Raw genomic sequence first — 24,956 nt, forward strand, 5'->3', positions numbered from 1 at the left:
TAAGTTCAGGTTTTAGACAAGATATTTATGCGGATAAACCTCCAACTCCCTCTTTTACTACTTTTCTGTTTACAAGCCCTTGGGCAGTCCAATCCCTTATTGGTCAAAGACTCTGTGGCACAAATGGCGTGGGTGGAAAACCAATTCCAAAATATGTCCTTGCAGGAACGTATTGGACAGCTCTTTATGGTGAGCGTGGCGTCCAATCAAGGTAAAACGGCAACCGATAGGATAAAAACCCTCGTGGAGGACCAAGGTATTGGTGGGGTTATCTTTTCCGTGGGCGGTCCGATACAACAGGCACAATTGACCAATGCCTACCAATCTGCGGCCAAAGTACCGCTATTGATTGGCTCGGATGCGGAATGGGGCATGGCCATGCGGTTGGACTCCACGTATGCCTTTCCTTGGAACATGACCTTGGGAGCTATTCAGGATAGCACTATTATAGAAAAGGTGGGATATCAGATTGGGAAACATGCCAAACGGCTTGGTGTACATATCAATTTCGCACCCGATTTGGATGTGAACAACAACCCTCAGAATCCCATCATTGGCAACCGCTCTTTTGGGGAAGACCCTAAAAATGTGGCCCAAAAAGGACGTGCTTTTGTGCGGGGGATGGAGAGAGCAGGAGTGCTGACCAGTGGCAAGCATTTTCCAGGTCATGGCGATACGGCTACCGATTCCCATAAATCGCTGCCGATCATCACTTCTTCGTTGGAGCGGTTGGACACTTTGGAATTGTATCCCTTTAAAAAAACCATGGAAGCGGGCTTAAGCTCCATAATGGTAGCCCATTTGGATGTGCCTGCTTTGGAATCACGGGAAGGGCACCCATCTACCTTATCCAAAGCTATTGTGACAGATGTATTGCAAAATCAGATGGGTTTTAAAGGTTTGGTAATAACCGATGCCCTTAATATGAAGGCCGTTTCCCAATTTGCGCCACAAGGAGAAGTGGAACTGCAGGCTTTTCTGGCCGGAAACGACTTATTGTTGATGCCCGAAAATGTGATGCGGGCCAAGGAAAAGTTTATAGAGGCCTACAATAAGGGTATCATTACTGAGGACCGATTGTCGAAATCCGTCAAAAAAATATTGATGGCCAAGTACAAAGCAGGCTTGAACAATTTCAAGCCTGTGGATATAGAGCATCTGGTAGAAGATCTTAATGGTGTTGAAAACAATGTCATTTATGAAGAGGCCATTGAAGCAGCCATCACCGTAGCGAAGAATAATTTTTCCTTGATGCCCATTAAAAAATTGGACAACAAAGAGATTGCCTATGTGCACTTTGGGGATGATGAGGGAATTTCGTTCGTGAACGCTTTGAACAACTATCACAAAGTGACCCCGATTGCCGCCAAGGACATTTCGGAATACAAAGAGCGATTAAAGGATTTCAATCTGGTCATCATCGGGTTTCATAAGAGCAATGAAAACCCTTGGAAGGGGCATAAATTTTCCAAAAACGAATTGTTCTGGTTGGAGGAGATATCCAGAATGCGGACCAGTAACACCATACTGTCCGTTTTTACCAAACCCTATGCGCTTTTGGACATACTCAATTTCGATACCATAGATGGTGTAGTGGTAGGTTACCAGAACAGTGAAATCGCTCAAGAGAAGGTGGCGGAGGTTATTTTTGGAGCCGTTGGGGCATCGGGAAAACTACCTGTTTCCGCTCATGCCGAGTATCCTGTGGGCACAGGCATTGATTTAGAGCCCATTCAACGCTTGGGCTACAGCATACCCGAACGTGTGGGAATGAGCTCGGAACTACTGGCCGAGGTGGATACGTTGGTAGGGCACGGCTTGGATTCGCTGATGTTTCCTGGCGCACAAGTCTTGGTCGCTAGAAGGGGAAAGGTCATTTACAACAAGAATTTTGGGAAGCCCACCTATAAATCATCCGATAGTATCACCTCCGAGTCTATTTATGATTTGGCTTCATTGACCAAGATTCTTTCCACTTTGCCCATGATCATGAAAATGGAGGAGGAGGGGAAAATTGCACTTAATGACACCTTTAAGGACTTGATACCGGAATATGCCGATACGGAGCTTAAGGATGTTACCGTTCTAAAGGCCTTGTCCCACTATGGCCGTCTGCCTTCGTGGATTGCCTTTTATCTGGACACCCTTAACAAGGATCGAAAGCCTTCCAATGAGTTTTACCGTCAGAATCCTTCCGAGGCTTTTCCTTACAAAGTAGCCGAACATCTATACCTTACCCGATCGTACAAGGATTCTATTTATGATAAAATTGGTAGGCAAAGTCTCAAATCAAACCGGTATCGATACAGTGATGTTGGCTATTATGTATTTAAGGAATATATTGAAAAAACGTACCAACGGCCGATTGATGAATTGGTGGATGAATTTCTGTACCGGCCTTTGGGATTACAGCGGACCTTGTTCAACCCATTAAAAAAATTCCCGAAAGAAGCGATAGTTCCCACCGAAGACGACGACTATTATCGATACCAGATTGTTCAAGGCTACGTTCACGATATGGGGGCGGCCATGCAGGGCGGTGTTGGTGGTCATGCCGGACTTTTTAGCACGGCGAACGAGGTGGCGAAGATCATGCAAATGTATTTACAGGGCGGTTATTATGGCGGGGAACGGTTTTTTAATGCCCGTACGGTAAAACGGTTCAACACCTGTTATTTCTGTAATAAGAATGTAAGACGCGGTGTGGGTTTTGATAAACCCCAATTGGAGGAGAAAGGACCTACCTGTGGGTGTGTTTCCAGAAACAGCTTTGGGCATAGTGGATTTACCGGAACTTATACTTGGGCCGATCCCGAAGAGGAAATTGTTTACGTGTTTTTGTCCAACAGGACGTATCCTTCAGCGACCAATACCTTACTGATCAAATCTGGTCTGAGGACGCGGATACAGCAGGCCATTTATGATTCCATTATTAACTAGGTACAGAATATTGCCGTAGATTTGTTTTTATGAAAATAGCGATAGTGTGTTACCCAACTTTTGGCGGTAGTGGTGTTGTAGCCACGGAATTGGGTATTGCCCTTGCAGAGCGGGGACACGAAGTACATTTTATTACCTACCGTCAGCCCGTTCGTTTGGAGCTTTTGGGCAACAACATCCATTTTCATGAAGTGCACGTACCCGAATACCCCTTGTTCCACTATCAACCGTATGAACTGGCCCTTTCCAGTAAGTTGGTGGATACCATTAAACTGTATGATATAGAACTGTTGCACGTGCATTATGCCATTCCACATGCCTATGCGGGCTATATGGCAAAGAAAATGCTTCAGGAGTATGGAATCTTTATTCCAATGATCACCACCTTGCACGGGACCGATATCACTTTGGTGGGCAAGCACCCCTTTTATAAACCAGCAGTTACTTTCAGCATCAACAAATCGGATGTGGTGACCTCGGTATCGGAAGCTTTGAAAAACGAGACTTTGAAAATTTTCGATATTGAAAAGGAAATCGAGGTCATTCCCAACTTTATAGAGACCACTAAATATCGAAAGGCATTTACCGATTGCCAACGCTCCATGATGGCCAAAGACGACGAGCGCATCATTACCCATATCAGTAATTTTAGAAAGGTAAAGCGGATTCCCGATGTCATAAAAATATTCCATCGCATTCAGCAAGAAATCCCGGCAAAACTGATTATGGTAGGAGAGGGCCCCGAAAAGGAAAAAGCGGAGGATCTCTGCGATTCTCTGGGCATTAAGGATAAGGTGCTGTTTTTGGGAAATAGTAATGAGATTGATCGGATTCTTTGCTTCTCAGATCTGTTCCTGCTACCATCAGAAACGGAAAGTTTTGGTCTGGCCGCTTTGGAAGCCATGATCAATAAAGTGGCGATTATTTCGAGCAATACGGGTGGAATCCCAGAGGTGAACATCGATGGGGTATCTGGATATTTGGCCAATGTGGGCGATGTGGATACCATGTCTGCCAAAGCCATCGAAATTTTGAAGGATGATGCCACTCTGGATAAATTCAAGGAAAACGCGTACAATGTAGCTTCCAAGTTCGATATTGTACATATTCTGCCCTTATACGAAGATCTTTATGAAAAGGCTTTTAAATCCCGTTTTAAAAACACTTTTTAACCTTGAGGCACCTTTTTCTCATAGCGTTGATTGGCCTAATTTCCTGCAAGGCCCAAAAAGAAGCTCACTCGACAATGGGTGATGCCATTGAAGGACTGGTTTTGCTGGACCATGATAACTTTACCACGATTGATACCTTTCAAATCCGGGAGATTAGGGACTTCAAAACATTGAATAAATTCTATCGGGAGATCAACAAAACCCGTAAGCCCGGATTGCCCGTCCCCATGGTGGATTTCACCAAAGACATGCTGGTATTGGTCTGTTTGGGGGAACAACAGGGCAAAAAGGAAGTAGCCTTGTCCCAACTACGTCAGAACGAAACGGAAACTTGGATTGCCGTGGACGTATGGGACGTTCAGCAGGAGGAAGGGGTATCCATCCAGCCGATGTACTTTCCATTTTATCTGTACAAAATGCCATTGGTCGATAAAACCCTACATTTCCAAAGGGTTGAGAAATAGTGTTTTCCGAATCTTTTTTACTTCTTATCGAAAATTATAGCACTTAAAAGTACAAAGTTCCCCATTTGAAAAGCTTGGTATAGATTTGAAGTCGATAACCTCAAATCAATACAAATGAATAGTGTAAGACCCATTTTATTGGTCATGGCCCTTATTTTCTCCGCCTTGACCTTTGCCCAAGACCTAGAGTTGACCAAAAAGGACAGTATAGTACAAAGTTACTGGTTGGTAACCGTTGGAACCAATGCGGTAGATGATTCGGGAGATGAGTTCGGGAAGCTTTTGGATATTGATAGGGCTTGGAATATGGTCCCGTATCCTTCTAGAGTTAGTATCGGAAGGTATTTTAAAAACGGAATTGGTTTGGAAGCCATTGGTTCCCACAACCGCTATAAAGAAGGAAAAATTGTGGATAATGTGGTCAATCCGGCCGATGTGGACTATTGGGGTCTGGATTTTCGCGTAAGCTATGATTTGAACATGATTTTAGGGGAAACCGGCTTTTTTGACCCTTATGTTGGGATAGGAGCAGGTTACACTGATGCCAATAATCAAGGAAGAGGCACCTACAATGCCGTTTTAGGTTTTAGGACTTGGTTCTCCGATCATTGGGGGCTCGATTTCAATTCTACCGGTAAATGGGCTATGAATGCCGAAAATGGCACCAACCATATTCAACATGCCTTAGGGGTTGCCTACCGATTTGAAGTGGAAAAAGGCCTCTCCAGAAAAGGTGTGGAGAAACTGGCCCTGCTAAAAGAAATGGAAGAAGAGCAACAACGGGTACAGGATTCCATTGCCAAGGCAGAGGAAGAGGCCCGCTTGCTGGCCGAACGTTTGCAAAGGGAAAAGGAAGCCGCTGAACTGGCCGCTGCCGAAAAGGCCAAAAAAGATGCCGAAGACGCTAGAAGGGCAGCCCTCCAAAACAAGATCAATGCATTGGGGAATGTGTATTTCAAACTGAACTCCTCGTATTTGACTTCAAACGATAAAGAGTTGCTAGATCAATTGGTGGCCATTATGAATGATGAACCCGGATTGGAAATCAGGATTACGGCCCACACTGATTCAAGGGGCACCGAAACGTATAACCAATGGCTTTCGGAGCGTCGTGCCGAACGCACAGTGGAATATGTGTTGTCCAAAGGAATTGCAGCAGATAGGATAAGCCACGAGGCATTTGGGGAGACCCGATTGGTGAATGAATGCTCCGACGGTGTTCGCTGTACGGAAGAGCAACATTCGAAAAATAGGAGGTCGGATTTTGAGATAGTGAAGTACTAGAAAGAAAACAACATATTACAAAAGCCATGTTTTTCAACATGGCTTTTTTATTTGAAGGGATGGCCGTTAAGAAGTAATCAACTGGTGATAGGCTTCCAATATGGGTTCTCGTCTAAAATCTTGAATACGTTGCAACAGGTTGGGCTTGCAGGCTTGCAAAAATTCGGGATGTTCCAATACATACTCCAATGCTTTCTGCATACAGGCTACATCATTTACTGGAGTAAGAATTCCATAATCTGTAAACATGATATCATCGGTTTTGGCCTCTTTGAGTTCCATCATTTCGTCGGGGCCGGATTTGCAATTGGTGCTTACAATGGGCAGCCCGCAACACATGGCTTCCATAAGCACATTTGGGAACCCTTCGTTGAGGGAACCAAATAGAAAAAAATCCGCAGCTTTAAGGTATTGGAAGGGGTTGCTCTCAAAGCCCATCAAAAAAATGCGGTTTTCCAATCCCAATCCTTGAATTTTCTCCTCCAGTGATTTTCGAAGCTCCCCTTCTCCAAAAATATAGAGGCGGAGATGGTTAAAGGGCAATACGGCATCCAACAAAAAAGTATGATTTTTTTCGGGGACCAGACGACCAATACTTACGGCATTGACATAATTGGGGTCAAAGAAGTCCTGTATCGCTTCCATCTGCTGGATTTTATCGATATCGATGGGATTGTAAATGGTCCTAGTCCTTTCTTTGGCCACCCCAAAATTATCCACTAGATCTTGGGCACTCGCTTTAGCGTTGCTCACCACAAGGTCTGCCTTTGGGTACAAGCGTTTTACCAAAAAGTAATTGATCCTGGCCTGTAAATGATCGCCCCCGTACTGCATGCTCGGAAAATTACGTTCACTGACCATAAGTTTATAGGGATGACTGGTGAACCAGCGCGCCATGATGTTGATGTAACAGGGCCGTGTTAAGAGACTGAAGGAATGCGTAATGTTTTCATTTCGCAAAAACTGGGCGTATCGATATGCGAGCCATGGGAGTTTGAGCAGTTTGGCAACTCCCGATTCATTTTTGCCTGACCTATCGAGGTAATGGATGGGTACCTCTTTGGGTACGGGATAGGCCAGCTCCTCCTCGGTAAGCACCAACACCACCGCATGTCCTTTATTTACCAAATAGGGGAGTAGGTAAGAAGTAACCCGCTCCGCTCCACCTCCCGCCAAGGAGTTGATGAATATGGCTATTTTTTTTTGTGGTTGGTTCATACTTTTGGGTAGCAATTGTGCTTTTCTGTAATTATTTGCGATTGTTGTAGCAGGGGTTACCCGGGATAACTCATTACATCCGCTACTTTATCATAGCTTTTGGCAATTTCCATGATTTCATCGAAATATTCCCTAAATAAGGGCCCATTGGTAATTTGGTGTAAATTAATGCCCTGGCCGAATGTATTGAACTCGATTATTTTAACCTCAGACTTGTCATTCACCGTAACATCCCAGGACACCAATTTAAAATAAGGCATTTGTCGATGTACTTTTTCGATGGTTGCAACGATTTTTTCATACTGTGGGATGGTAAAATCCTCCAATTTTATGCCGTCTTTTGTTTGGGTTGTTTTGATTCCAAATTCATCAATTCCAAAATTCTTGAGATTACCATTCACATCAACTCCGCAGGCGACTCCTCCCATTGCGGTATTATCTGTAAACAACCCTTTTTTACCAATACGCAAAAGGCTTGAAAGAACCACCACACCAGAAGGTCTGAAAAAGGACATGACTCGAATGGTATTTATCGAAGTTGGGTTAAACTTGGCCAGTTCAGGGGATTGTGTTAGAATTTCTTGTATCACAAAATCTTTTTTATACTCTTGGAACAACTCATTTAATAACTTCTTTTTGTCTTTTGAGCCTTCCAATTCTATTTTTCGAACGCTCTGTCCACCCCATGTCCCCATAGAAGGCTTAATTACAAATTGGTCCAATTTTGAGCAATACGCGATGGCTTCTTCCAAACTTAGAATATCATCCTTTATATAATAAAAACCATTACAGTTTTTAAGTAAGGTGTTCGGGGTTAGACTTTCATCCACAAATTTTTCCATGGAAGCTTTGTCTTCCCATGCCGGATAGAGTGGCACTCGATTCAATGCAGGCTCTATGTGCCCATAAAAAAGATTTTCAGGGACAAAATCGCTGTGAACGCTACCGTGCATGCCACTATAGTACTGGTGCCATTTTAATGATATATTGGAAAAACCATACTGCGCAAACCGCTTTAAAATTTCCCTTTTGGCTGCAGCACTTAAACTGGGAACCTTGGTTTTGTGTATTAATCGGTTGATTTTTTTATTGTAAACGTAGTCCGAACGTTTAAGCCTAATTTTGGAATTGATGGTAAAGAAAATGCGTTTTGAGGTTGACATACGATAACTTTTAGAGGGTAAGCATCATTTTTTTGAGATTCAAGTAATAAAGTGTATCAATTATTCAACAGGCTTTAATTCAAGTTTGTTCTTATATGTTCAACATTTAGCATTCCGCCAAGTTGATGATCATAAGACTCTGGTGAAAATTTTCCAAAACCAGAATCGGAATGAAAGGTCAGTTCGCCAAAGAAAATAGACGCTCCAATACTGTAAAAATCTACCCGAACATAGGTAAAATCTTGGGCTATTTTCTCTGCCAGATCTTTCATTTTTAGGTAGTTGTCCGGTTGTGTGACCTCATCTCCGTTTTCATAGATCCATTTGCAGGGAATTCGGTTCCATTCCACGTCATACAGGTTTCTTTTATGGTCTGTATGTCGGTCCAGGTCGACTTGGGTGAATACCAGCTTTCCATTAAAGCAATGTAGTTTGTAATCGTCGGGAATGTTACCTTTGGTATCGGTCAGCAATTTTTCCACTACTATTCTCGGCTCTATGTCCTTGTATTGCCATTCCCGCGTACTATAATAATGATTTTCCCGCAACAGTTTTGCCAAAAGCTTTCTTTTGGCCTTCCAATCGATGCTGCTTTTATCCTTAACAATGATTCCCCCAGAACTATTATGGTTGGTTTTGATGATGACGGGATAATCCGGAAGATTTTCCGGTGCAATGTCTTCTGGATTTTTGGTATGCAGCACCAAAGGAATGAGATACTCCTCGCCTATGGTTTTTTGGATATACTCACGCACCTTATATTTATCTGCCGCTATGGGGAGTAAAGGATGGCGCTCGTAAATCTTTAGAAAATTTATTTTTTCGTTAAGGGTACGCGGATTTTCCAAATCCAGTTCACGCCCCATGCTGGATTGGAATTTACGTTTGACCAAGGTTTTGTCGGGAATCATCTGCAATCCATATTCATATAATAAAAAGAAAGGATGCAACACCACATAGCCAAGACTGGTATTGAGATATAAATTTCTGATCTTTTGTTTCATATATCTTGGTTTTAGTTGGTTGGTGAGAGATATGTTAAATTATATGTTCCTTGGAAGTTCTCCCTTTTTTTCCCTTGTAATCCAGGTAAAGAAGTTTTCATAATCCGAAATAATCTTTTTCGAACCAAAATTTTTTAAAACATGTTTTGATACTTGACTAGGGGGGAAGCTGTCAAGTTCCATGACCAATAGTTGAAGCTTTTCAACAAAATCGGCATCATTTTTCACCAGATATCCGTTTTCACCGTCAATCATAATTTCATTCATCCCGCCAGGTGCTTCGTAAACTATGGCAGGAGTGCCAACACCCAAGCTTTCCAATAGCGCATTGGGGAACCCCTCATATAAAGAGCCTTGCAGGTATATATGGTGCTCGGAAAGATGCTGATATACCTCATTTGAAAAGGGAATATGATTTATTCTTTCTAAAACACCCAAATTTTCAGCCAAACCAAACAAACTTTCCTTTCTTGGTCCGTCCCCAATTATAGTGTAGGTAAAGTTAACATTGATTTTTGATAAACAGGTTATAATGCGATCATAACCTTTTTGCTTGTTCAGACGACCTACGGTAATGAACTTGATTGGTTTCTTAGGTGATATTTCTTTTTTTGTCCGTATTTCGTTTGAAACGGGATTGTTCAATACCACTAGTTTCCTGAAATCATACACCCCAGAATCCAACATATCATTTTTCATGTCATTTGACTGACAAATGGTATAATCGATTCGTTTGTGGGCCAGTTTTCTAAGAATTTCATTTTTGGTTCTAACGAACCAATTTTGTTGCTTTACACTTTTTTTGGCTTCACTAATGATGAAAGTTTGTCTTGTAACACATACCATTTTTGGAAATAAATAGGAGAGGAGACCAACAATTTGATTAATATGTGTCAAGGTTCCAAACAAAATATCAGGTTTGTACTCTTTAATGAGTTGATAGATTTTTACAAATGCGTTTTGCGCTTTTTCCTCATTTAGATAGCAGACATCTATACCACTGGTGGAATAAACAGTGTCTTTTTCAAAACCAAGTACAATCAATTTAACCGAGAATAGTTCTGAGGAAAGATTTTTTGCCAAAAATACCATTACCCTTTCGGCACCACCAGCACTTAAATTGGGAATACAAAAGAAGATTTTTATTTTTTTTTGGGTCATGTTAGCTATTAGTCTGATTGGGTTTCAGTAGGTAAACGTTTATTTGATTTTCCTATTATCTCTATGTTTGCCTATTACTTTGCTTTTTGGTATTAATTATCAACAGTCTCTAATTTCATCTCCCTTTAGTGTATTTAAAAATAATTCTTAGCAAATCCGTTTGACTCAAGTTCACCTTTTTAGCTTTCGGATGTACAAATAAATAATTAGGGCATTCACAAAATAAACTGCTGAGGTGGCCAGTGCAATTCCTTTGATTCCAAGCCATTCTAGAAACACATAATTCAATATGATATTCATTACCAGATTTACCATTGAGGATATCACCAGAAAGTTATTCTTGTTTATAGCATTTAGATAGCGGTTCATTACAATTGCAGAAACATAAAACGGCAACTGAATGAGGTAAAGTTGTTGAATTACATAAACTTCTTCTGTATTGGCACTTGTAAATGTGCCTCGTTCAAAAACAATTGTTATTATGAATTTGGATAAGAGAATTAGTACGATGGTCACCGCACTCATTAGACCTAATCCTGCCCCCAATACCCTATGTAAATGATTATAAAGTATCTTTCGTCCCTCCACTGCTTTTTCGGAAAAATAAGGCAAAAGGGTATTACTTATTGGTATAGTAACTAGGCCAATCACCACTACGGTAATTTTTGTTCCATAATTAAGGGTAGCGAGGGCCCCAACCGTTAACCGAGCTGAATAGTATTGATCAACAATTGGGTTAAGCCCGTGGATTAAACTGGAAGATATTTTGGCAGGAACCTGTTTGATCATCACCTGAAGGTTTTCTCCTTTAAAACTAGGCTTGCCAATCTCAAAAATCTGTTTTTTAAAACCCAGAATAACTAGATATACGCAACTGATGACACTACCAATTAACATTCCAATAGCCAAGGTTTTTTCTTGAAATGTTTCTTGAAAAAAGAAAAGCAGAACAATGGTGGAAGCAGGAACAAAAACTGCGTTCAATGAAGAATAGAAGTACTCATTCTCTACCCGCAGTATACCTGAAATTAGTGAGGACAAAGCCCAAAAAAGCATACAAGGAAGGATAATCCACAGCTGAATTTTAATCAACTCATAGTAACGGGGCTCATGACCAGGAAAAAGAATCTCTAAGTAAACGTCAATGCCCAGATAAGTGATTACCATCATCACAAAGGCTATTCCTATTGTAATAATGAAACTGGAGCTCTGAAAAGTTCCAATGCCTTGCCCAAGTTTTTTTTCCAAAACGTAATTTGGGATAAAAACACTGCTGTAGGAATTCAAAAAAACATTTTGAACAAATGTTGGTATTAGTGCAGCTATGAGATAGGTGTCCAAAAGTTCAGAAACTCCGTACTTGTCTGCAATCAAGATTTCCTTAAAAAAACCTACTCCTTTAACCAAAAGAGCAACCACGGCCACCGATATCATATTGGATAGCAGTTGGCTTTGATATTTTTTCCAAATCTTGGTCAGAATGGAGCGCCAGTTCTTTTTATCTTTTGGCATGGTTGTCTATTCTTGTTCGGTGGTAGCGAGCTTTACTTGTTTTTCGTCTAAGGAAAAGCGACCAAATTTTTCAGTGTAGGGTGATTTTTTCACTTGAATGGAAACCCACATTAGTATAAAAATAGCGTACTCGTTGGTCATAAAGTTATGGTTGGTCATAAAGAAAAGAGCCATTCCACAAAGCATTAACAGACCATGAGGTTTTTCTTGAAATTGTTGATAGCCCCTCAAAAATAATTTGGTCAGAAAACCAAGGAAAAAAAGAAGCGGAATGATCCCACTTTCTCCCCAAATCAATAAATACGTATTGTGGACTCCCCAACGGGATTGAACAACCCCATAGGCTAGGAAAGAGCGATAACCATTACCAAATACAGGATTTTCAAATAAGGCGTCATAATATCGAGCCCATGTCTCAGTTCGGGAGTCTTCATTTAATGCCTGAACATTATTTTGTTGACCACCATTTATCAAAGCCCCTATCTGCTCCAAACGCTCGTTTTTAACAGGGAGGAACTCATTAAAGGTCACCAATAAAACCAGAACACCAAAGCCAATTAGTAGCATCTTGGCATTTTTCACGCTTAACCGAATGGACATCAAGTTCAACAATAGCCAAGTCACCATATAAGTCCGGGACAAGGTGATTAGACCTAATCCAGTAAATGACAGTTTTCCAAAAAGTTGAAGTGATTTTAGAATGGTAAAGCTTAGCGCAAAGCCCATTAAACAGACTAACCCTGCGTTGTTGGCATCCAAATAAAAACCACTATAACGACCATAATCGGCAATTGGGTTTTGAAAAAGAAAGATATTGCCCAAAATGGACAAAGCACCAATCAATAAAAAGAACCAAAGCTCTTTTTGGCTAGTTCTTTTTACGACTTCATAGCCCCCCCAAATTATGATGAAATACTTAACCACGGTTACGTAAAAAGAATATAGATCTTTAATATAGGCTTGACTTACAAGAATCCCAATCAAAAAATATAACCCTCCGAAGATGAGCATTTCATAACTGTTCCCTGTTTTCTTGTTAAGAATTACGTAGGCTAATATTAATCCATAGGATGCGTAGCTCAACAACGAGGATAGGGTGTCATTGATGTAAATTTGGGTAAACGCCGGAAAGTTCCATAAAATAAGTGCTAAAATCGCATAGCGCAGTATGGGCAATACCTCGGGTTTAGGTTCCATTAATCTGTACTTAATTCTTTAAATAAAGTTTCCCACTTACTAATAATCTCCGATAAGCTAAACTTTTTCATACTTTCAGGAGCCCTTGTGGCTAAATCCAATCGTAGGGATTCATTTTCAAGTAATAGCTTTAGGTTTTCCTGCATGGCCTCGGGATTTTGATTTTCCACCAGCAATCCGTTTGACCTATGCTCAATCAGTTCACTCGGTCCAGATACGCAATCGTACGCTACACATGACATCCCATTACTTAATGCTTCCATCAGCCCCATTGGTAGACCTTCGTGCCTTGAGGGCAATACGAATATTTGGGAATTCTGCATAATTTCAAAAACATTGGGGCAGAATCCCTCAAATTTGATATGATTTTCAATTCCTAAGCCTTGGGCAATATTCTGGAGATAAGGCAAACCTATTGATCCACCACCTAAAATCCGAAGGGTCCAATCAGGATGTTCTTTCAAAATTGGGGCCACCGCGGGTAAGAAGGCATCAAAACCCTTTTGGTGGTAGCGGTCCAATGAACCTACCAATAAAATTGTTTTTTCTCTTTCCTCAAATGGTTTTGTTCTGTCAGGTACTGAAATTGGGTTAGGCATTACGACAACTTTTGCACCCATTTTTGTATAGTATTCAACGTCATATGATGTTAAAACGGTAATAAACCCAGCAAATCGGTATAGATATTTTTGAATGAAAATATCCTTATTGCTTTTTCTGTTGAATGTATGATTGATATGTTCAGAAACAATAACATTGATTTTCAACAAAAGGCCAACGATTATGGCAATAAAACCATTAGGTGGCATGAAGGAAATTAAGATATCCGGCTTAGGCCCCTGTTTTTTGTAAAACCTAAACAGGTTGACAATAGACCTTAGTTTATGGTTTTTAATGGAGCCTTCATGAAGTTTTATCCTTCGAACATTATCTGAGACTGAATATTGATCACCATTGTTGAATGTAATCAATCTTACTTCATGATGTTCTGCTAGGGCATTGGCAACAGTAACCATAACCCTTTCCGCGCCACCACCACTCAACCTATCAATGCTGAAGTCTATTCTCATTGGTCTAAAATGTTTAATTTTTCACCGAGTTTGGCATCCCATGAATCGGGTCTGAACGGACCTGTTCCTCCTATGTGGTATAAGGTTAACTCGCCAAAATAAAGTTTATTGTCAATCAGATACCAGTCTACCCTCAAATACTTGAAATCCTTAGATAATTCTTCAGAGAGCGAAATCATTTCATCCAAACACTTGGGTTTTTCAATATCACGAGAATTAACATCTGAGGAATTCTTGAGCATTTTCGACCATTGGTAAGGCTGTTTTTCCCATTCTTTATTGTACCAATTTCGAAAGTGTTCTTTAGACCCTCTTCCCACATCTACGCTTATCATTTCTACATTGCCATTAAAGCAATGCAGCTTATAGTCCGAAGGGAAACCGCCAGTGCCATCATCTAGAAGCTTTTCAACAATGATCAGTGGTTTTATGTCTTTGTAAACAGGCTCTCTATTGTCCCAATAGTAGTTCTGGGACATGTTTTTGCGCAGTCTTAGTTGAATTTCTTTCCAATTTATGGTTGCATTTTTATCCTTCACCACAATTCCTCCCGAACTATCGTGGTTGGTCTTTATAATCATTGGATAATCTGGAAGATTTTCGGGAAAGATATCCTTTGGGTTTGAAGTAACAAAAGCTAAAGGAATTAAGTACTTATTCCCGATTTTCTCATCAATATATTTCCTGACCTCATATTTGTCAGCTAATGTACTTCCAATTGGATTACTATAATTGAGTTTTAACCAATTGATTTTTTCATTTAGGGTTTTTGGATTGTCCAAATCCAGATCGTAACCTAAATTCTTTTTGAAACGTTTTCGGGTAAATTTTTCCGGTGAAAGGTATCTCTTATGAAGGAAAAAGTAGTATATCCTTGCAAAAGGGGACAACAACGAATATCCAATCTCGCTTGTTTGAAAAAAACGCCTTAAAAAACTTTTCATCCAATGGTTTTGAAAAGCAAAGATTGTTGTTTTTCAAACAGTACACAAAAAAGTTGTTCAAAGCAGCAAATTACTCGATATTCAGATTAAATTAACAACGGGTAATGTAAGTTGACTTTTGATACTATTTTAGAGTTAGGGCATAAACGAACTCTTCAATATTTGTGTATCCATTTCCGTCATTATCATCAGACGCTTTCGAACTTAAATTTCCATAAGTTATTATCTCCCATGCATCCGCCATACCATCATTATCGCTGTCATATGTCGTTGGATGTTCAACTGAAACCAAGTTTGGAAATCCGCCTACAGCAGAAATATCGGTAATCCCTTGAACTCCATTTTGATCAATCCAATCACCAAGTAATCGAGCATCTACGGCATCTGGAAATAGCACGCTAGGACCAACGTCATTTAATACAATATCTACAACTTGCTCACTGGGAATAGGAGTATAAGGGCTATTAGGCAGTCCTCTTCCATTTGCTCCATTCTCTATCCAATTACCGTTAGTCATACCATATGGATTATTGTAAGAACCAATTTCGATATTATCATCCTCCCAAACGATACCTTCACTAACTAAACCATTGGGATTTTCATATCTGTTCAATTGATAAACATGATTTGCTTGACCTGGAGGATAATCACTATCTGGTTTGAATACATTTCCAACAGAGTCAAATATCGATGCACCATAGCTTACAGTTACAGCTCTGTTGTAGTTATAAAGTACATTGTTTACAAATTCAAACGAGCTACCATCGGCATAAGTATGCTCCGGAACCCGATTTCCGTTGTTGGCCCAATAATTCTGTATGACGGACATATTATGAACATTTCGCCCTAAAAGGGCAGCATAATTGTATCCGTCCAAATTTTCATGAATAATCGAGTTCTGAAGTGTAATATTTCTTACAGGGGCATTGACTGCACCCGAGGAGTTTCCTCCCACAGCGAAGATTTCATCATTAGCCCAGCCCATACTCACATGGTCAATAATTACATTTTCCAAAACAGAATTTGATTTTCTATTTAGAATTCGAACCGCGTCGTTTTCAACTGAATTACCAGGTCGAATTCTTAAATACCTAACAATTACTTCGGAAGCAGAAATTCGCAAGGCCCCACCACGAATGGTTATACCAGGACTGGGAGCCGTTTGTCCCGCAATAGTACAATATGGGTTGGTAATTGCACGTTCAGAAGTCCAATTGATTTCTCCAGCAACATCAAAAACAATAATTCTGGGACCACTTGCATGCATGGCTTCCACCAAACTGCCTGGACCAGTTTCATTAAGGGTGGTCACATGAATTATCCTTCCACCTCGTCCACCTACAGTATTTTGCCCAAAACCCTTGGCGCCTGGAAACGCTTTTAATGCACCCATATCCATATCACCATATTGGGTATTCACCACCACGGTGGCAGTTTTATTGCCCGTGTTTCCACCTTTGCTGGCTTGTAGGGTATAGGTAAAATTATCCGAAACCACACCATTGTCCCCTGCTTTGTTGGCAGCGTCCGGGTGGGGGGTGTAGGTTAAGGTATTGTCCGCATTAATGGTAAGGGTACCTTCGGTAGGTTCGGATACCTCCACAATTTGAAAGCTTTCCGTGTCCTGGACATTATCGTTCTTCAAGACATCAAGCGTAGAGGATCCAACATTTCCGGAAATGGTGAATTCGTCGTCCATGGCCTCGAAGGAGACGGACGGAATCAATTGTCCGTTTTCGTCCAATTGTTTATCCTTTTCCTCTTCGATTTGACTTTCAACGGTCGCATCGAATAAATCACTGTCCTTACTGCAAGAAGTGAAAGCTAGGGTAATTAACAACAATAAAGTGCTCACGTACGAAATGGTTTTGTGGGGCGCCATTTGAATACTGGGGTTAAGTGGGTTAAAGTTTATTGTTTCCGACTTGGAAAACAAATCTAAATCAATCGTATGTTTTGTCGATGAAAATTCGTTTTTTTTCGATGAAATACACTTTTCAACTTGCTGATTTTCTGATTACTTTAAAAAAATCGTTGAAAATGAAGCTAAATCGGTCAAACTACCTTCACGACAAGACTAATACGGGGAGTTCCTTTTTTTGGATGTGGGGTTTCCCGATTATCGATGAATTACATCTTTTTTTAACATTGGCCTACTTTTTTTAACAGTCTCAGCTCGTTGGATGGTTTGGCTGATTCATAAAAATAGGAGGGAGGTGCGATAGGAAAGATGTATGCCGCGCAACAACAACCGTAATATGACACGGCGAACGCTGTGAATAGGGCAGCAGGAAAGGGAATAGGTTCCCATACCACACACTGCGGCAATACCACAAGGGAAAAGTGAACCAAGATGAGTGCTTCCTTAGTAATTTTGGAACCCTTGGCTTAGGTTTGGGTGCGGTCTATTTGTAAAATGCATTGTACCAGTCGACAAACTCCTGTACCCCCTTTTCAATGGGTGTGTTTGGGGTATAATCGTAGTCCTGTATCAACTCATTTACATCGGCCCAAGTGCTTTCCACATCACCGGGCTGTATGGGCATTAGATTTCGTTTGGCTTCAGTTTGCAGTGAGGATTCGATGGCGTCGATAAAGGCCGTAAGCTTTACCTGCTTATTGTTGCCAATATTGTAGATCTTGTATAGCTCGTCCTTTCGTTTGCTTTCCGCTACAGGGGTTTCAATTATCTTGGACATTCCGCCAACAATATCGTCCACATAGGTAAAATCCCGTGCCATATTCCCATAATTGAACACATTGATGGGCTCTCCTTTCTTTATGGCGTCCACAAAAAGGAAAAGGGCCATATCCGGTCTGCCCCAAGGACCGTAAACGGTAAAGAAACGCAAACCTGTGGTGGGCAATTGGTATAAATGGCTATAGGTATGGGCCATGAGCTCGTTGCTCTTTTTGGTGGCAGCATACATACTTATGGGCCTATCCACCGTATCCTCGGTGGAGAATGGTATTTTTTCATTCAAACCGTAAACGCTGGAGCTGCTGGCATATACCAAGTGCTTTACCTTGCCATATCGGCAACATTCCAGCAAATTGGCAAACCCCACCACATTGCTCTGTACATAGGCGTCCGGATTTTCCAAACTGTACCGTACCCCGGCCTGGGCGCCTAGATTACAGACTACATCAAAAGTATGGGTGTCAAAAAGTTGGTTTAAGGCATCACGGTCTGCCAAATCGAGCTTTATAAACTGCATTTGGTCTTGATGAAGGGAACTGCGGGTCAATTGATGGTCGGTTTCGGCACCGGACCGCGCAATGCCCAACTGTTCCAAACGGGCGTACTTTAGCCCGACATCATAATAATCGTTGATGTTGTCCAAACCAACCACTGTATGTCCGTTTTTGATCAAAAGCTCACACAAATGGTAGCCTATAAAACCTGCCGCTCCTGTTACTAAGATGTTCATTGGCCGATATGTTTTGTAATTTGTTGGTTTGCCGATTTTTTCTCCAAAATTTCTTCCAGATACTGTTCCGTAGCCGAAGCCATTTGGTGGGTCGAAAAGGTTTCCAGAAAGGTTTTTCGGGAATTTTCGCCCAGTTTTTTAATCAAATCCCTGTCCTGTATCAATCCCAATAATTTTTTTGCCAGATATTCGGGGTCCTCTTTGGGAATCAAATAACCATTATGACCATCCTGTACCATTTCATGCACCCCCCCAACATCCGAAGCGATGATGGGTACTCCCACGGACATGGCCTCGCATATGGAAAGGGGAAGCCCTTCGAATCGTGAGGTCAGTACAAAAATATCCGATTTGTTCAAAAATGTTGGGATATCGTTGCTTTCCCCATGAAACGTAATCAGGTGGTCTATTTCCATTGCTTTAGCTAGGTCCACAAAGTGGTCAAATAGATCACCATGTCCTACCAAATCTACCTGTATTGGTTCGTCCTTAAGTGTTTGAAGCGCCTTAAAAAGGGTCAAATGATCTTTTTGATATGAAAATCGTGCGGTCATCAAAATGTTGAGGTGTCCTTCTTCCTTTGGGCCATCCGCTACCAAAAAGTCTGGGCTACCGTTATAAATGACACGCATTCGTGAAGCAGGAACAATTTTGTTTTTGGCGCCGAGATCAAAATCAAACTGGGAAACGGTAATCAAATGGTCCGAAAACCGTCCCATTACTTTTTCCAAAGCAAGGTACACGTATCGCTTGAATCCTTTTACCCCTGGGGTAAAGGACCAACCGTGAACGGTAAAAGCATTGGGTATGGCCAATTTGTGGCAGGCTAACCTACAAAGGATACCAGCTTTGGAGGAATGGGATATCACAATATCGGGATCCTCCTGTTTCAGTATATTTTTAATGGCCTTGTAGCAAGCCATGTCGTCTTTGGGCGAAATCTCCCTTTTGAGGCTTGGCACACAAATCACTTGAACGTTCAGGGCTTCCAATTTACGCGTCAATGTCCCTTTTTGCCCAACCATTACCAATACTTCGTGGCCATTCTTCACCATCGCCTCCGTGTTATTGTACAGCACCATTTGAGCACCTCCAATAGGTTCGCTAACTGTGATGACCTGGATGATTTTCATTTGCTCGTGAGGTATGTGTTTTGGATGAGGTATTTGTATGGGCTAAAATCATTCAAGGTTCCAAACGTATTGGAACCCTGAACTTTCTACTTTTTACTGCTCTGTCCGATTTTGTAAAACTTGAAACCGATGGCTTCCATGGTTTCATGGTCCAGAATCCTTCGTCCATCAAACACAAAGGCCGGTTTTAGCATGGAATCATGAATTTTTTGCCAATCATAGGTCTTAAATTCATCCCATTCGGTCAAAATGGCAATGGCATGCGCTTCCTTGGCGGCTTCCATAGGGTCGTTTACCACGGTTACCAATTGTTCCAATTCTTCACGGGATTTATTCCCAAGGTATTCCAAGTCGGCAAAAACACGTTCTTTGGTCACTTTTGGATCATAAACGACAATGTTGGCGTTTTCTTCCAATAGTGCGTCGGCAACATAGATGGCGGCCGATTCACGGGTATCATTGGTATCCTTTTTAAAGGCCCATCCGTAGAAGGCTATTTTTTTGCCGGAAACCGTGTTGTACAAGGTGGAAATGATATTGTCCGCGAAGCGCCTTTTTTGGTAGTCGTTCATGATTACAACTTGTTCCCAGTAATCGGCAACTTCTTGTAGTCCAAAGCTTTTGGCGATATATACCAAATTCAGGATATCTTTTTGAAAACAGGAACCCCCAAACCCTACGGACGAGTTCAAGAATCGGGAACCAATACGTGAATCATATCCAATGGCCCTTGAAACCTCGGCTACGTTGGCATCTGTTCTTTCACACAGGGCGGAAATCGAGTTGATGGAGGACACCCTTTGTGCCAAAAATGCATTGGCCACCAGCTTGGATAGCTCTGACGACCATACATTGGTCTGTAAAATACGTTCTTTGGGCAACCAGTGTTCATATACCCAACTTAAGGCATCCTTGGCTGCTTGGCCGGAAGGCGTTTCTGCCCCACCGATCAAAATACGGTCGGCATCCAATAAATCCTCAATGGCAGTTCCTTCAGCCAGAAATTCCGGGTTGGATAATATTTCAAAATGTACCCCATTTCCTGTATTGTCCAAGATACTTTTGAGGGCCTGTGCCGTTCTAACGGGCAAAGTGGATTTTTCTACCACAATTTTGTCATCTACCGCTACTTTGGCGATATTTCTGGCACATAGCTCGATATATTTTAAATCTGCTGCTTGTCCCTTTCCCTTTCCATAGGTTTTGGTAGGGGTGTTTACGGAAATAAAGATCATGTCCGCATCGTGGATGGCCTTATCGACATCCGTGGAAAAAAACAGGTTCTTTCCCCTTGCTTCACCCACTACTTCCTTGAGGCCGGGTTCGTAAACGGGAAGTTTGTCCAAATCTTCGTGGTTCCATAAATCAATCCTTGCTTGGTTGATGTCGACCACATTTACCGTAATTTCTGGACATTTAGATGCAATTACTGACATGGTGGGACCTCCAACATAGCCAGCACCAATACAGCAAATATTCTTAATGGTTTTCATTTTTAATTTTTAAAGAATTCAAAGATGATAAAAAAAATATGAGACTTGGGTTTGTTTTTAGACAAAGTCACTTTTTTTTGGATGAATGGGAACTATCCAAATTGTTCGATGTTCATGGAAAAACCGCATAAAAAAGGTTCTGGAACAGCTTCTGGCCATTTGTTGCCCAAACGGTATGTTCCATTAAACGATTTTTCAATAGATTGAACGAAATAAAAACACAATGATTCAAGTTCATACATAGTTTTACGTTCGATTTTGTTTACATACAACAGGAAGAAATTGAAATTATTTTATTGTTTAGGTCTTTAATTTATTTTGACTTTAGGGGTAGGTGAAGTGTGCGAACTAAGAATTGGTGAAAAACTAACCTTTAATCGTGGATTTTGGACGTTTAATCCCAAGGCCACGATATAATCCCAATAATTTTTTAAAAATTCGGTTTCTTTGATAGCTAAAAGTTTTTAAACACATCAAAAGGATAAAAGGACACCTAACTAATAACCAATGACAATGAAATTTCAACCTCGAAGAATCTTACTATTGGCAATTACAATAGCTTTACTGAGTGCCTGTGGCTCAAAAAAGGATGTAGTCTACTTTCAAGACGCTGCGTTGTCCGGCCTGGAAACTCAAGTAAAGGAAAGCCGCTCGTCTACCCGCTTTAAGGTGGACGACCTCATCAGCATTTTTGTATCCACCTTAGATCCTGAGGCCAGTGCACCCTTCAACCTTTTTAGGGGAACACAGGAAGCAGGGATTAGACCTGAACAAGTTGATTACCTCGTCGATAAGGAAGGGGAAATTGATTTCCCCGTCATCGGTAAATTGAAAGTAGTAGGATTGACTCCAGAGGAACTGAGGGTAAAGCTTACCGAAAGTTTAGCGGACTATTTGAAAGACCCTATCATTAATATTCGATTAAAGAATTTTACGGTTACAGTACTTGGAGAAGTGAACCGTCCTGGAACTTATTTGGTGAACGGGGAACAGATCACCATTTTTGAAGCTTTGGGATTGGCTAGTGATATGACCATAAAGGGTATGCGAAAGAACGTTTTGGTGGTACGAGAATTTGATGGGACCAAAGTGTACTACAGAATCGACCTGACCTCCAATAAAGCAGCCGAATCCCCTGTATATTATTTAACGCAAAACGATGTGGTGTATGTGGAGCCGAACAAGTCGGCCATCACCTCTTCCGCTTTGGACAATAGGGCCAGTATTACCGTGTCCATTGTTACCGCTTTAATAACCTCAACAGTTCTTTTGATTACCAGAAATTAAATCGTACTTAAAATTTCCGTTTTTATGGAAAACCCCAATCTGAATTCGAACATGCAACGAAATAGTTTAAAAGTTGAGTTAGAAAAGTACCTCAAATACAAGTATTGGTTTGCGCTTTCAGTAGTATTTGCCGTGGCCGTGGCCTATTTATATGTAAGGTATGCCACACCAAAGTATCAGGCGAATGCTACCATCCAAATTGTGGAAGAGAAAAGTGCGCCTTCGGAACTCAGCTTATTCAGCGATTTGAACCTGCTCCCAGGGGGCTCCAAAAAGGTAGAGGATGAAATCGAGGTACTGCGTTCAAGGACCAATGTGAGACAAGCGGTCTTGAATTTGGGATTGGACAAAAAAGTATCCCATGTAGGAAGAGTCAAAAACTCCGAGGTCTATGGTTCCGTTCCCGTAAAAATGTCGCTGGACTCCGTGGTCAGGGATGTTGTTTTTAGTTGTTACATTACTCCACTTTCCCAAACCAATTTCATGTATTGGACCGAGGAGAATGAGGAGCAACAAAAGAAAACCTTCGGGGAGGAAATCGTAACCACTAGAGGGAAGTTGACCATTCTTCCAGAGGAAAGTGAAAAGTTAAAGCCGTACATCGGCGAAACCTTGAAAATAGACCTTCTTCCAATAGATGATGCTACCTTGGCCTATCAAAAAGAGTTGACCACATCCATTGCGGACGAATTTTCCTCCATTATCAATTTGAGCATCCAAGACCCCGTTCAGCAAAAAGCCATGGATTTTTTGAACGAGTTGGTCAATATTTACAACACCAATGGTAAAAACGATAAAAAGGCCATTGCCGATCGTACCGCAGCGTTTATCGATGACCGAATTGCCGATATTTATAGCGACCTTTCGGAAGCTGACCAAAGTGCACAGGATTTTAAGTCGGATAGGGGTCTTACGGATATCCAATCCCAATCCAATATTAATCTCAATGTAAGTGCTGCCAACCAACAGGAATTGCAGAATGCCCAGATTCAATTACAGATTGCCAATAGCGTGAGCGACGAATTGGAAAGCCAAGAAGGATATGGCATACTGCCATCGAACATTGGATTGGCGGATGCTTCCATTACCAGCACCACGGCGCGCTACAATCAACTGGTGTTGGAACGGGAACGACTACTTAAAAGTTCCAATGAGAAGAACCCTGTTATCGTCAATATAGACGAACAACTGGAAAACTTGAAAAAGAGCATGCAGTCCAGTTTGAACAGTATGTCGAACAACTTGAACCTTCGAGTAAACAACCTAAGTTCGCAATTGGCGACTATTAATTCAAAAATATATTCGGCGCCTCGCAACGAGAGGGCCTTGAGGGAAATCACGCGTAAGCAGCAAACTGTGGAGGGATTGTATCTATACTTGCTTCAAAAAAGGGAAGAGGCCCAAATCGCTTATGCATCGGCTTCGCCCAATTCAAAAGTTGTAGATTCCGCTTTTCCTGCAAGTAAATTCCCGGTAGCTCCGAAAAAAAGCATTATTTATTTAGCATCATTTTTATTAGGACTTTTGATTCCTGCTGGCGTAATCTACGCACTGGATGTGTTGGACGACAAAATCCATAGTGCACATACGCTCGAAAAATTGGTCTCCAGTGCTGGCGTACCGGTTATTGGGGAATTGCCACGACTTAAGGGGAAGTCCTTAAAAACGGTTGGCAAGGAAGATCGTTCGGTGCTTTCGGAAGCCTTGCGAATTATCCGTACCAATATGGATTACCTGCTTAAAACGGATCCGACCAAAGGTTCCCGAAAAAATATCATTTATGTGAGTTCAAGCCTTCCCACCGAGGGTAAGACCTTTTTCTCCACCAATCTATCCTTGATTTTGTCCAGTACCGGCAAAAAGGTGCTGCTTTTGGGGGCGGATATACGGGACCCTAAGTTTTATCTGTTCTTCAACAACGGTGAGGAAGATGTAAAAAGTCAGAAATCCAATTTTAAACAGAGCGCAGGACTGACGGAGTACCTATTTGATCCGAGTACACAATTAAAGGATATTGTAAATACCAATGAGATCAATGGGAACAAGGTGGATGTCGTTCATTCAGGTAAAATACTCCCTAATCCATCCGAGCTATTGATGAGCGATAGGTTTGGTGAACTAATGGACGAGGTCTCGCAGGTCTACGACTATGTAATCGTTGATACGGCCCCCATGATGCCGGTCACCGACACCTTGCTTATTAGCCAGTATGCCAATTTATTGATATATGTGACCAAAGCTGATAAAACTACAGTGGGTGATATCGAGTTTCCTTTAAAGCTTAGAAAGGAAGGCAAGATCAAAAACCTTGCCTTTGTTGTCAATGGGGTAAAATCCTCAGAACTGGGCTACGGCGGTAAGTATGGTTATGGATACGGAGCCAGAAAGAAAAAATGGTGGACATTCTAACCAAAAACACAATCATAATAGTTCAACTCAATCAGCCTTTGGGGCAATAGCATTTCAAATCTCAATCAACTGAC

18 protein-coding genes are annotated in these 24,956 nt (G+C 41.4%); 6 read left to right on the forward strand and 12 right to left on the reverse strand.

Translation table 11 applies throughout. From position 1 onward, the window contains the following. Positions 1-27: 27 nt before the first annotated feature. The 4 genes from EO130_RS06815 (at position 28) to EO130_RS06830 (ending at position 5,860) form a co-directional block, all read left to right on the forward strand. Positions 28-2,940: a glycoside hydrolase family 3 N-terminal domain-containing protein gene (locus EO130_RS06815; protein WP_127140778.1), complete on the forward strand. Its 2,913-nt coding sequence runs from the start codon at positions 28-30 to the stop codon at positions 2,938-2,940. A gap of 29 nt (positions 2,941-2,969) precedes the next feature. Then, positions 2,970-4,112 carry an N-acetyl-alpha-D-glucosaminyl L-malate synthase BshA gene (gene bshA / locus EO130_RS06820; RefSeq protein WP_127140779.1) on the forward strand — a complete coding sequence of 381 codons (1,143 nt, stop codon included), beginning with the start codon at positions 2,970-2,972 and terminating at the stop codon, positions 4,110-4,112. A gap of 2 nt (positions 4,113-4,114) precedes the next feature. Beyond that, positions 4,115-4,576, forward strand: a complete 462-nt coding sequence (locus EO130_RS06825; RefSeq protein ID WP_127140780.1) for a hypothetical protein — start codon at positions 4,115-4,117, stop codon at positions 4,574-4,576. Between the two features lie 114 nt (positions 4,577-4,690). After that, entirely contained in the window at positions 4,691-5,860 is a 1,170-nt protein-coding gene (locus EO130_RS06830; RefSeq protein ID WP_127140781.1) for an OmpA family protein, read from the forward strand. A gap of 66 nt (positions 5,861-5,926) precedes the next feature. Here EO130_RS06830 and EO130_RS06835 read toward each other — a convergent pair whose 3' ends face one another. The 12 genes from EO130_RS06835 to EO130_RS06890 form a co-directional block, all read right to left on the reverse strand. After that, on the reverse strand, positions 5,927-7,078 hold the full coding sequence (locus tag EO130_RS06835) for a glycosyltransferase (RefSeq protein WP_127140782.1): 1,152 nt from the start codon (positions 7,076-7,078) through the stop codon (positions 5,927-5,929). 56 nt (positions 7,079-7,134) lie between these two features. Further along, on the reverse strand, positions 7,135-8,241 hold the full coding sequence (locus EO130_RS06840; protein ID WP_127140783.1) for a sugar-transfer associated ATP-grasp domain-containing protein: 1,107 nt from the start codon (positions 8,239-8,241) through the stop codon (positions 7,135-7,137). Between the two features lie 74 nt (positions 8,242-8,315). Further along, positions 8,316-9,245 carry an ATP-grasp fold amidoligase family protein gene (locus tag EO130_RS06845; protein WP_127140784.1) on the reverse strand — a complete coding sequence of 310 codons (930 nt, stop codon included), beginning with the start codon at positions 9,243-9,245 and terminating at the stop codon, positions 8,316-8,318. Between the two features lie 39 nt (positions 9,246-9,284). Continuing rightward, complete coding sequence (locus EO130_RS06850; protein WP_127140785.1) at positions 9,285-10,406, reverse strand: glycosyltransferase; 1,122 nt, start codon at positions 10,404-10,406, stop codon at positions 9,285-9,287. Between the two features lie 171 nt (positions 10,407-10,577). Beyond that, positions 10,578-11,918: a murein biosynthesis integral membrane protein MurJ gene (gene murJ / locus EO130_RS06855; RefSeq protein ID WP_127140786.1), complete on the reverse strand. Its 1,341-nt coding sequence runs from the start codon at positions 11,916-11,918 to the stop codon at positions 10,578-10,580. 6 nt (positions 11,919-11,924) lie between these two features. After that, on the reverse strand, positions 11,925-13,115 hold the full coding sequence (locus EO130_RS06860; protein WP_127140787.1) for an O-antigen ligase family protein: 1,191 nt from the start codon (positions 13,113-13,115) through the stop codon (positions 11,925-11,927). Then, the gene (locus tag EO130_RS06865; RefSeq protein ID WP_127140788.1) at positions 13,115-14,185 is read right to left on the reverse strand and encodes a glycosyltransferase family 4 protein; all 1,071 of its coding nucleotides are present in this window, start codon (positions 14,183-14,185) and stop codon (positions 13,115-13,117) included. The genes EO130_RS06860 and EO130_RS06865 overlap by 1 nt, the downstream gene beginning before the upstream one ends. Next, positions 14,182-15,129, reverse strand: coding sequence for an ATP-grasp fold amidoligase family protein (locus EO130_RS06870; RefSeq protein ID WP_127140789.1), 948 nt, complete (start codon positions 15,127-15,129; stop codon positions 14,182-14,184). The genes EO130_RS06865 and EO130_RS06870 overlap by 4 nt, the downstream gene beginning before the upstream one ends. Before the next feature lie 124 nt (positions 15,130-15,253). Further along, positions 15,254-17,011 (reverse strand): Ig-like domain-containing protein, encoded by a 1,758-nt coding sequence (locus tag EO130_RS06875; protein WP_127140790.1) that lies wholly within the window; start codon positions 17,009-17,011, stop codon positions 15,254-15,256. A gap of 523 nt (positions 17,012-17,534) precedes the next feature. Then, the gene (locus tag EO130_RS06880; RefSeq protein WP_127140791.1) at positions 17,535-18,560 is read right to left on the reverse strand and encodes an NAD-dependent epimerase; all 1,026 of its coding nucleotides are present in this window, start codon (positions 18,558-18,560) and stop codon (positions 17,535-17,537) included. After that, positions 18,557-19,693 (reverse strand): glycosyltransferase family 4 protein, encoded by a 1,137-nt coding sequence (locus EO130_RS06885; protein ID WP_127140792.1) that lies wholly within the window; start codon positions 19,691-19,693, stop codon positions 18,557-18,559. Before EO130_RS06885 ends, EO130_RS06880 begins: the two co-directional genes overlap by 4 nt. A gap of 86 nt (positions 19,694-19,779) precedes the next feature. Continuing rightward, positions 19,780-21,186 (reverse strand): nucleotide sugar dehydrogenase, encoded by a 1,407-nt coding sequence (locus EO130_RS06890; RefSeq protein ID WP_127140793.1) that lies wholly within the window; start codon positions 21,184-21,186, stop codon positions 19,780-19,782. Positions 21,187-21,699: 513 nt separating this feature from the next. On the opposite strand from EO130_RS06890, the gene EO130_RS06895 reads away from it, so the two are divergent. Continuing rightward, positions 21,700-22,473: a polysaccharide biosynthesis/export family protein gene (locus EO130_RS06895; protein WP_127140794.1), complete on the forward strand. Its 774-nt coding sequence runs from the start codon at positions 21,700-21,702 to the stop codon at positions 22,471-22,473. A gap of 24 nt (positions 22,474-22,497) precedes the next feature. Further along, positions 22,498-24,882: a GumC family protein gene (locus EO130_RS06900; RefSeq protein WP_127140795.1), complete on the forward strand. Its 2,385-nt coding sequence runs from the start codon at positions 22,498-22,500 to the stop codon at positions 24,880-24,882. The last annotated feature ends 74 nt before the right edge of the window (positions 24,883-24,956 follow it).

The sequence above is a fragment of the Flagellimonas marinaquae genome, assembly GCF_003992675.1.
Classification (GTDB): Bacteria; Bacteroidota; Bacteroidia; order Flavobacteriales; family Flavobacteriaceae; genus Flagellimonas; species Flagellimonas marinaquae.

Bases quoted from the DNA above. Each gene is read 5' to 3' on its own strand.
- EO130_RS06815 (WP_127140778.1), top strand. From the start codon at position 28: ATGCGGATAAACCTCCAACTCCCTCTTTTACTACTTTTCTGTTTACAA.
- bshA (WP_127140779.1), top strand. From the start codon at position 2,970: ATGAAAATAGCGATAGTGTGTTACCCAACTTTTGGCGGTAGTGGTGTT.
- EO130_RS06830 (WP_127140781.1), top strand. From the start codon at position 4,691: ATGAATAGTGTAAGACCCATTTTATTGGTCATGGCCCTTATTTTCTCC.
- EO130_RS06835 (WP_127140782.1), bottom strand. From the start codon at position 7,078: ATGAACCAACCACAAAAAAAAATAGCCATATTCATCAACTCCTTGGCG.
- EO130_RS06840 (WP_127140783.1), bottom strand. From the start codon at position 8,241: ATGTCAACCTCAAAACGCATTTTCTTTACCATCAATTCCAAAATTAGG.
- EO130_RS06845 (WP_127140784.1), bottom strand. From the start codon at position 9,245: ATGAAACAAAAGATCAGAAATTTATATCTCAATACCAGTCTTGGCTAT.
- EO130_RS06850 (WP_127140785.1), bottom strand. From the start codon at position 10,406: ATGACCCAAAAAAAAATAAAAATCTTCTTTTGTATTCCCAATTTAAGT.
- murJ (WP_127140786.1), bottom strand. From the start codon at position 11,918: ATGCCAAAAGATAAAAAGAACTGGCGCTCCATTCTGACCAAGATTTGG.
- EO130_RS06860 (WP_127140787.1), bottom strand. From the start codon at position 13,115: ATGGAACCTAAACCCGAGGTATTGCCCATACTGCGCTATGCGATTTTA.
- EO130_RS06865 (WP_127140788.1), bottom strand. From the start codon at position 14,185: ATGAGAATAGACTTCAGCATTGATAGGTTGAGTGGTGGTGGCGCGGAA.
- EO130_RS06870 (WP_127140789.1), bottom strand. From the start codon at position 15,129: ATGAAAAGTTTTTTAAGGCGTTTTTTTCAAACAAGCGAGATTGGATAT.
- EO130_RS06875 (WP_127140790.1), bottom strand. From the start codon at position 17,011: ATGGCGCCCCACAAAACCATTTCGTACGTGAGCACTTTATTGTTGTTA.
- EO130_RS06880 (WP_127140791.1), bottom strand. From the start codon at position 18,560: ATGAACATCTTAGTAACAGGAGCGGCAGGTTTTATAGGCTACCATTTG.
- EO130_RS06885 (WP_127140792.1), bottom strand. From the start codon at position 19,693: ATGAAAATCATCCAGGTCATCACAGTTAGCGAACCTATTGGAGGTGCT.
- EO130_RS06890 (WP_127140793.1), bottom strand. From the start codon at position 21,186: ATGAAAACCATTAAGAATATTTGCTGTATTGGTGCTGGCTATGTTGGA.
- EO130_RS06895 (WP_127140794.1), top strand. From the start codon at position 21,700: ATGAAATTTCAACCTCGAAGAATCTTACTATTGGCAATTACAATAGCT.
- EO130_RS06900 (WP_127140795.1), top strand. From the start codon at position 22,498: ATGGAAAACCCCAATCTGAATTCGAACATGCAACGAAATAGTTTAAAA.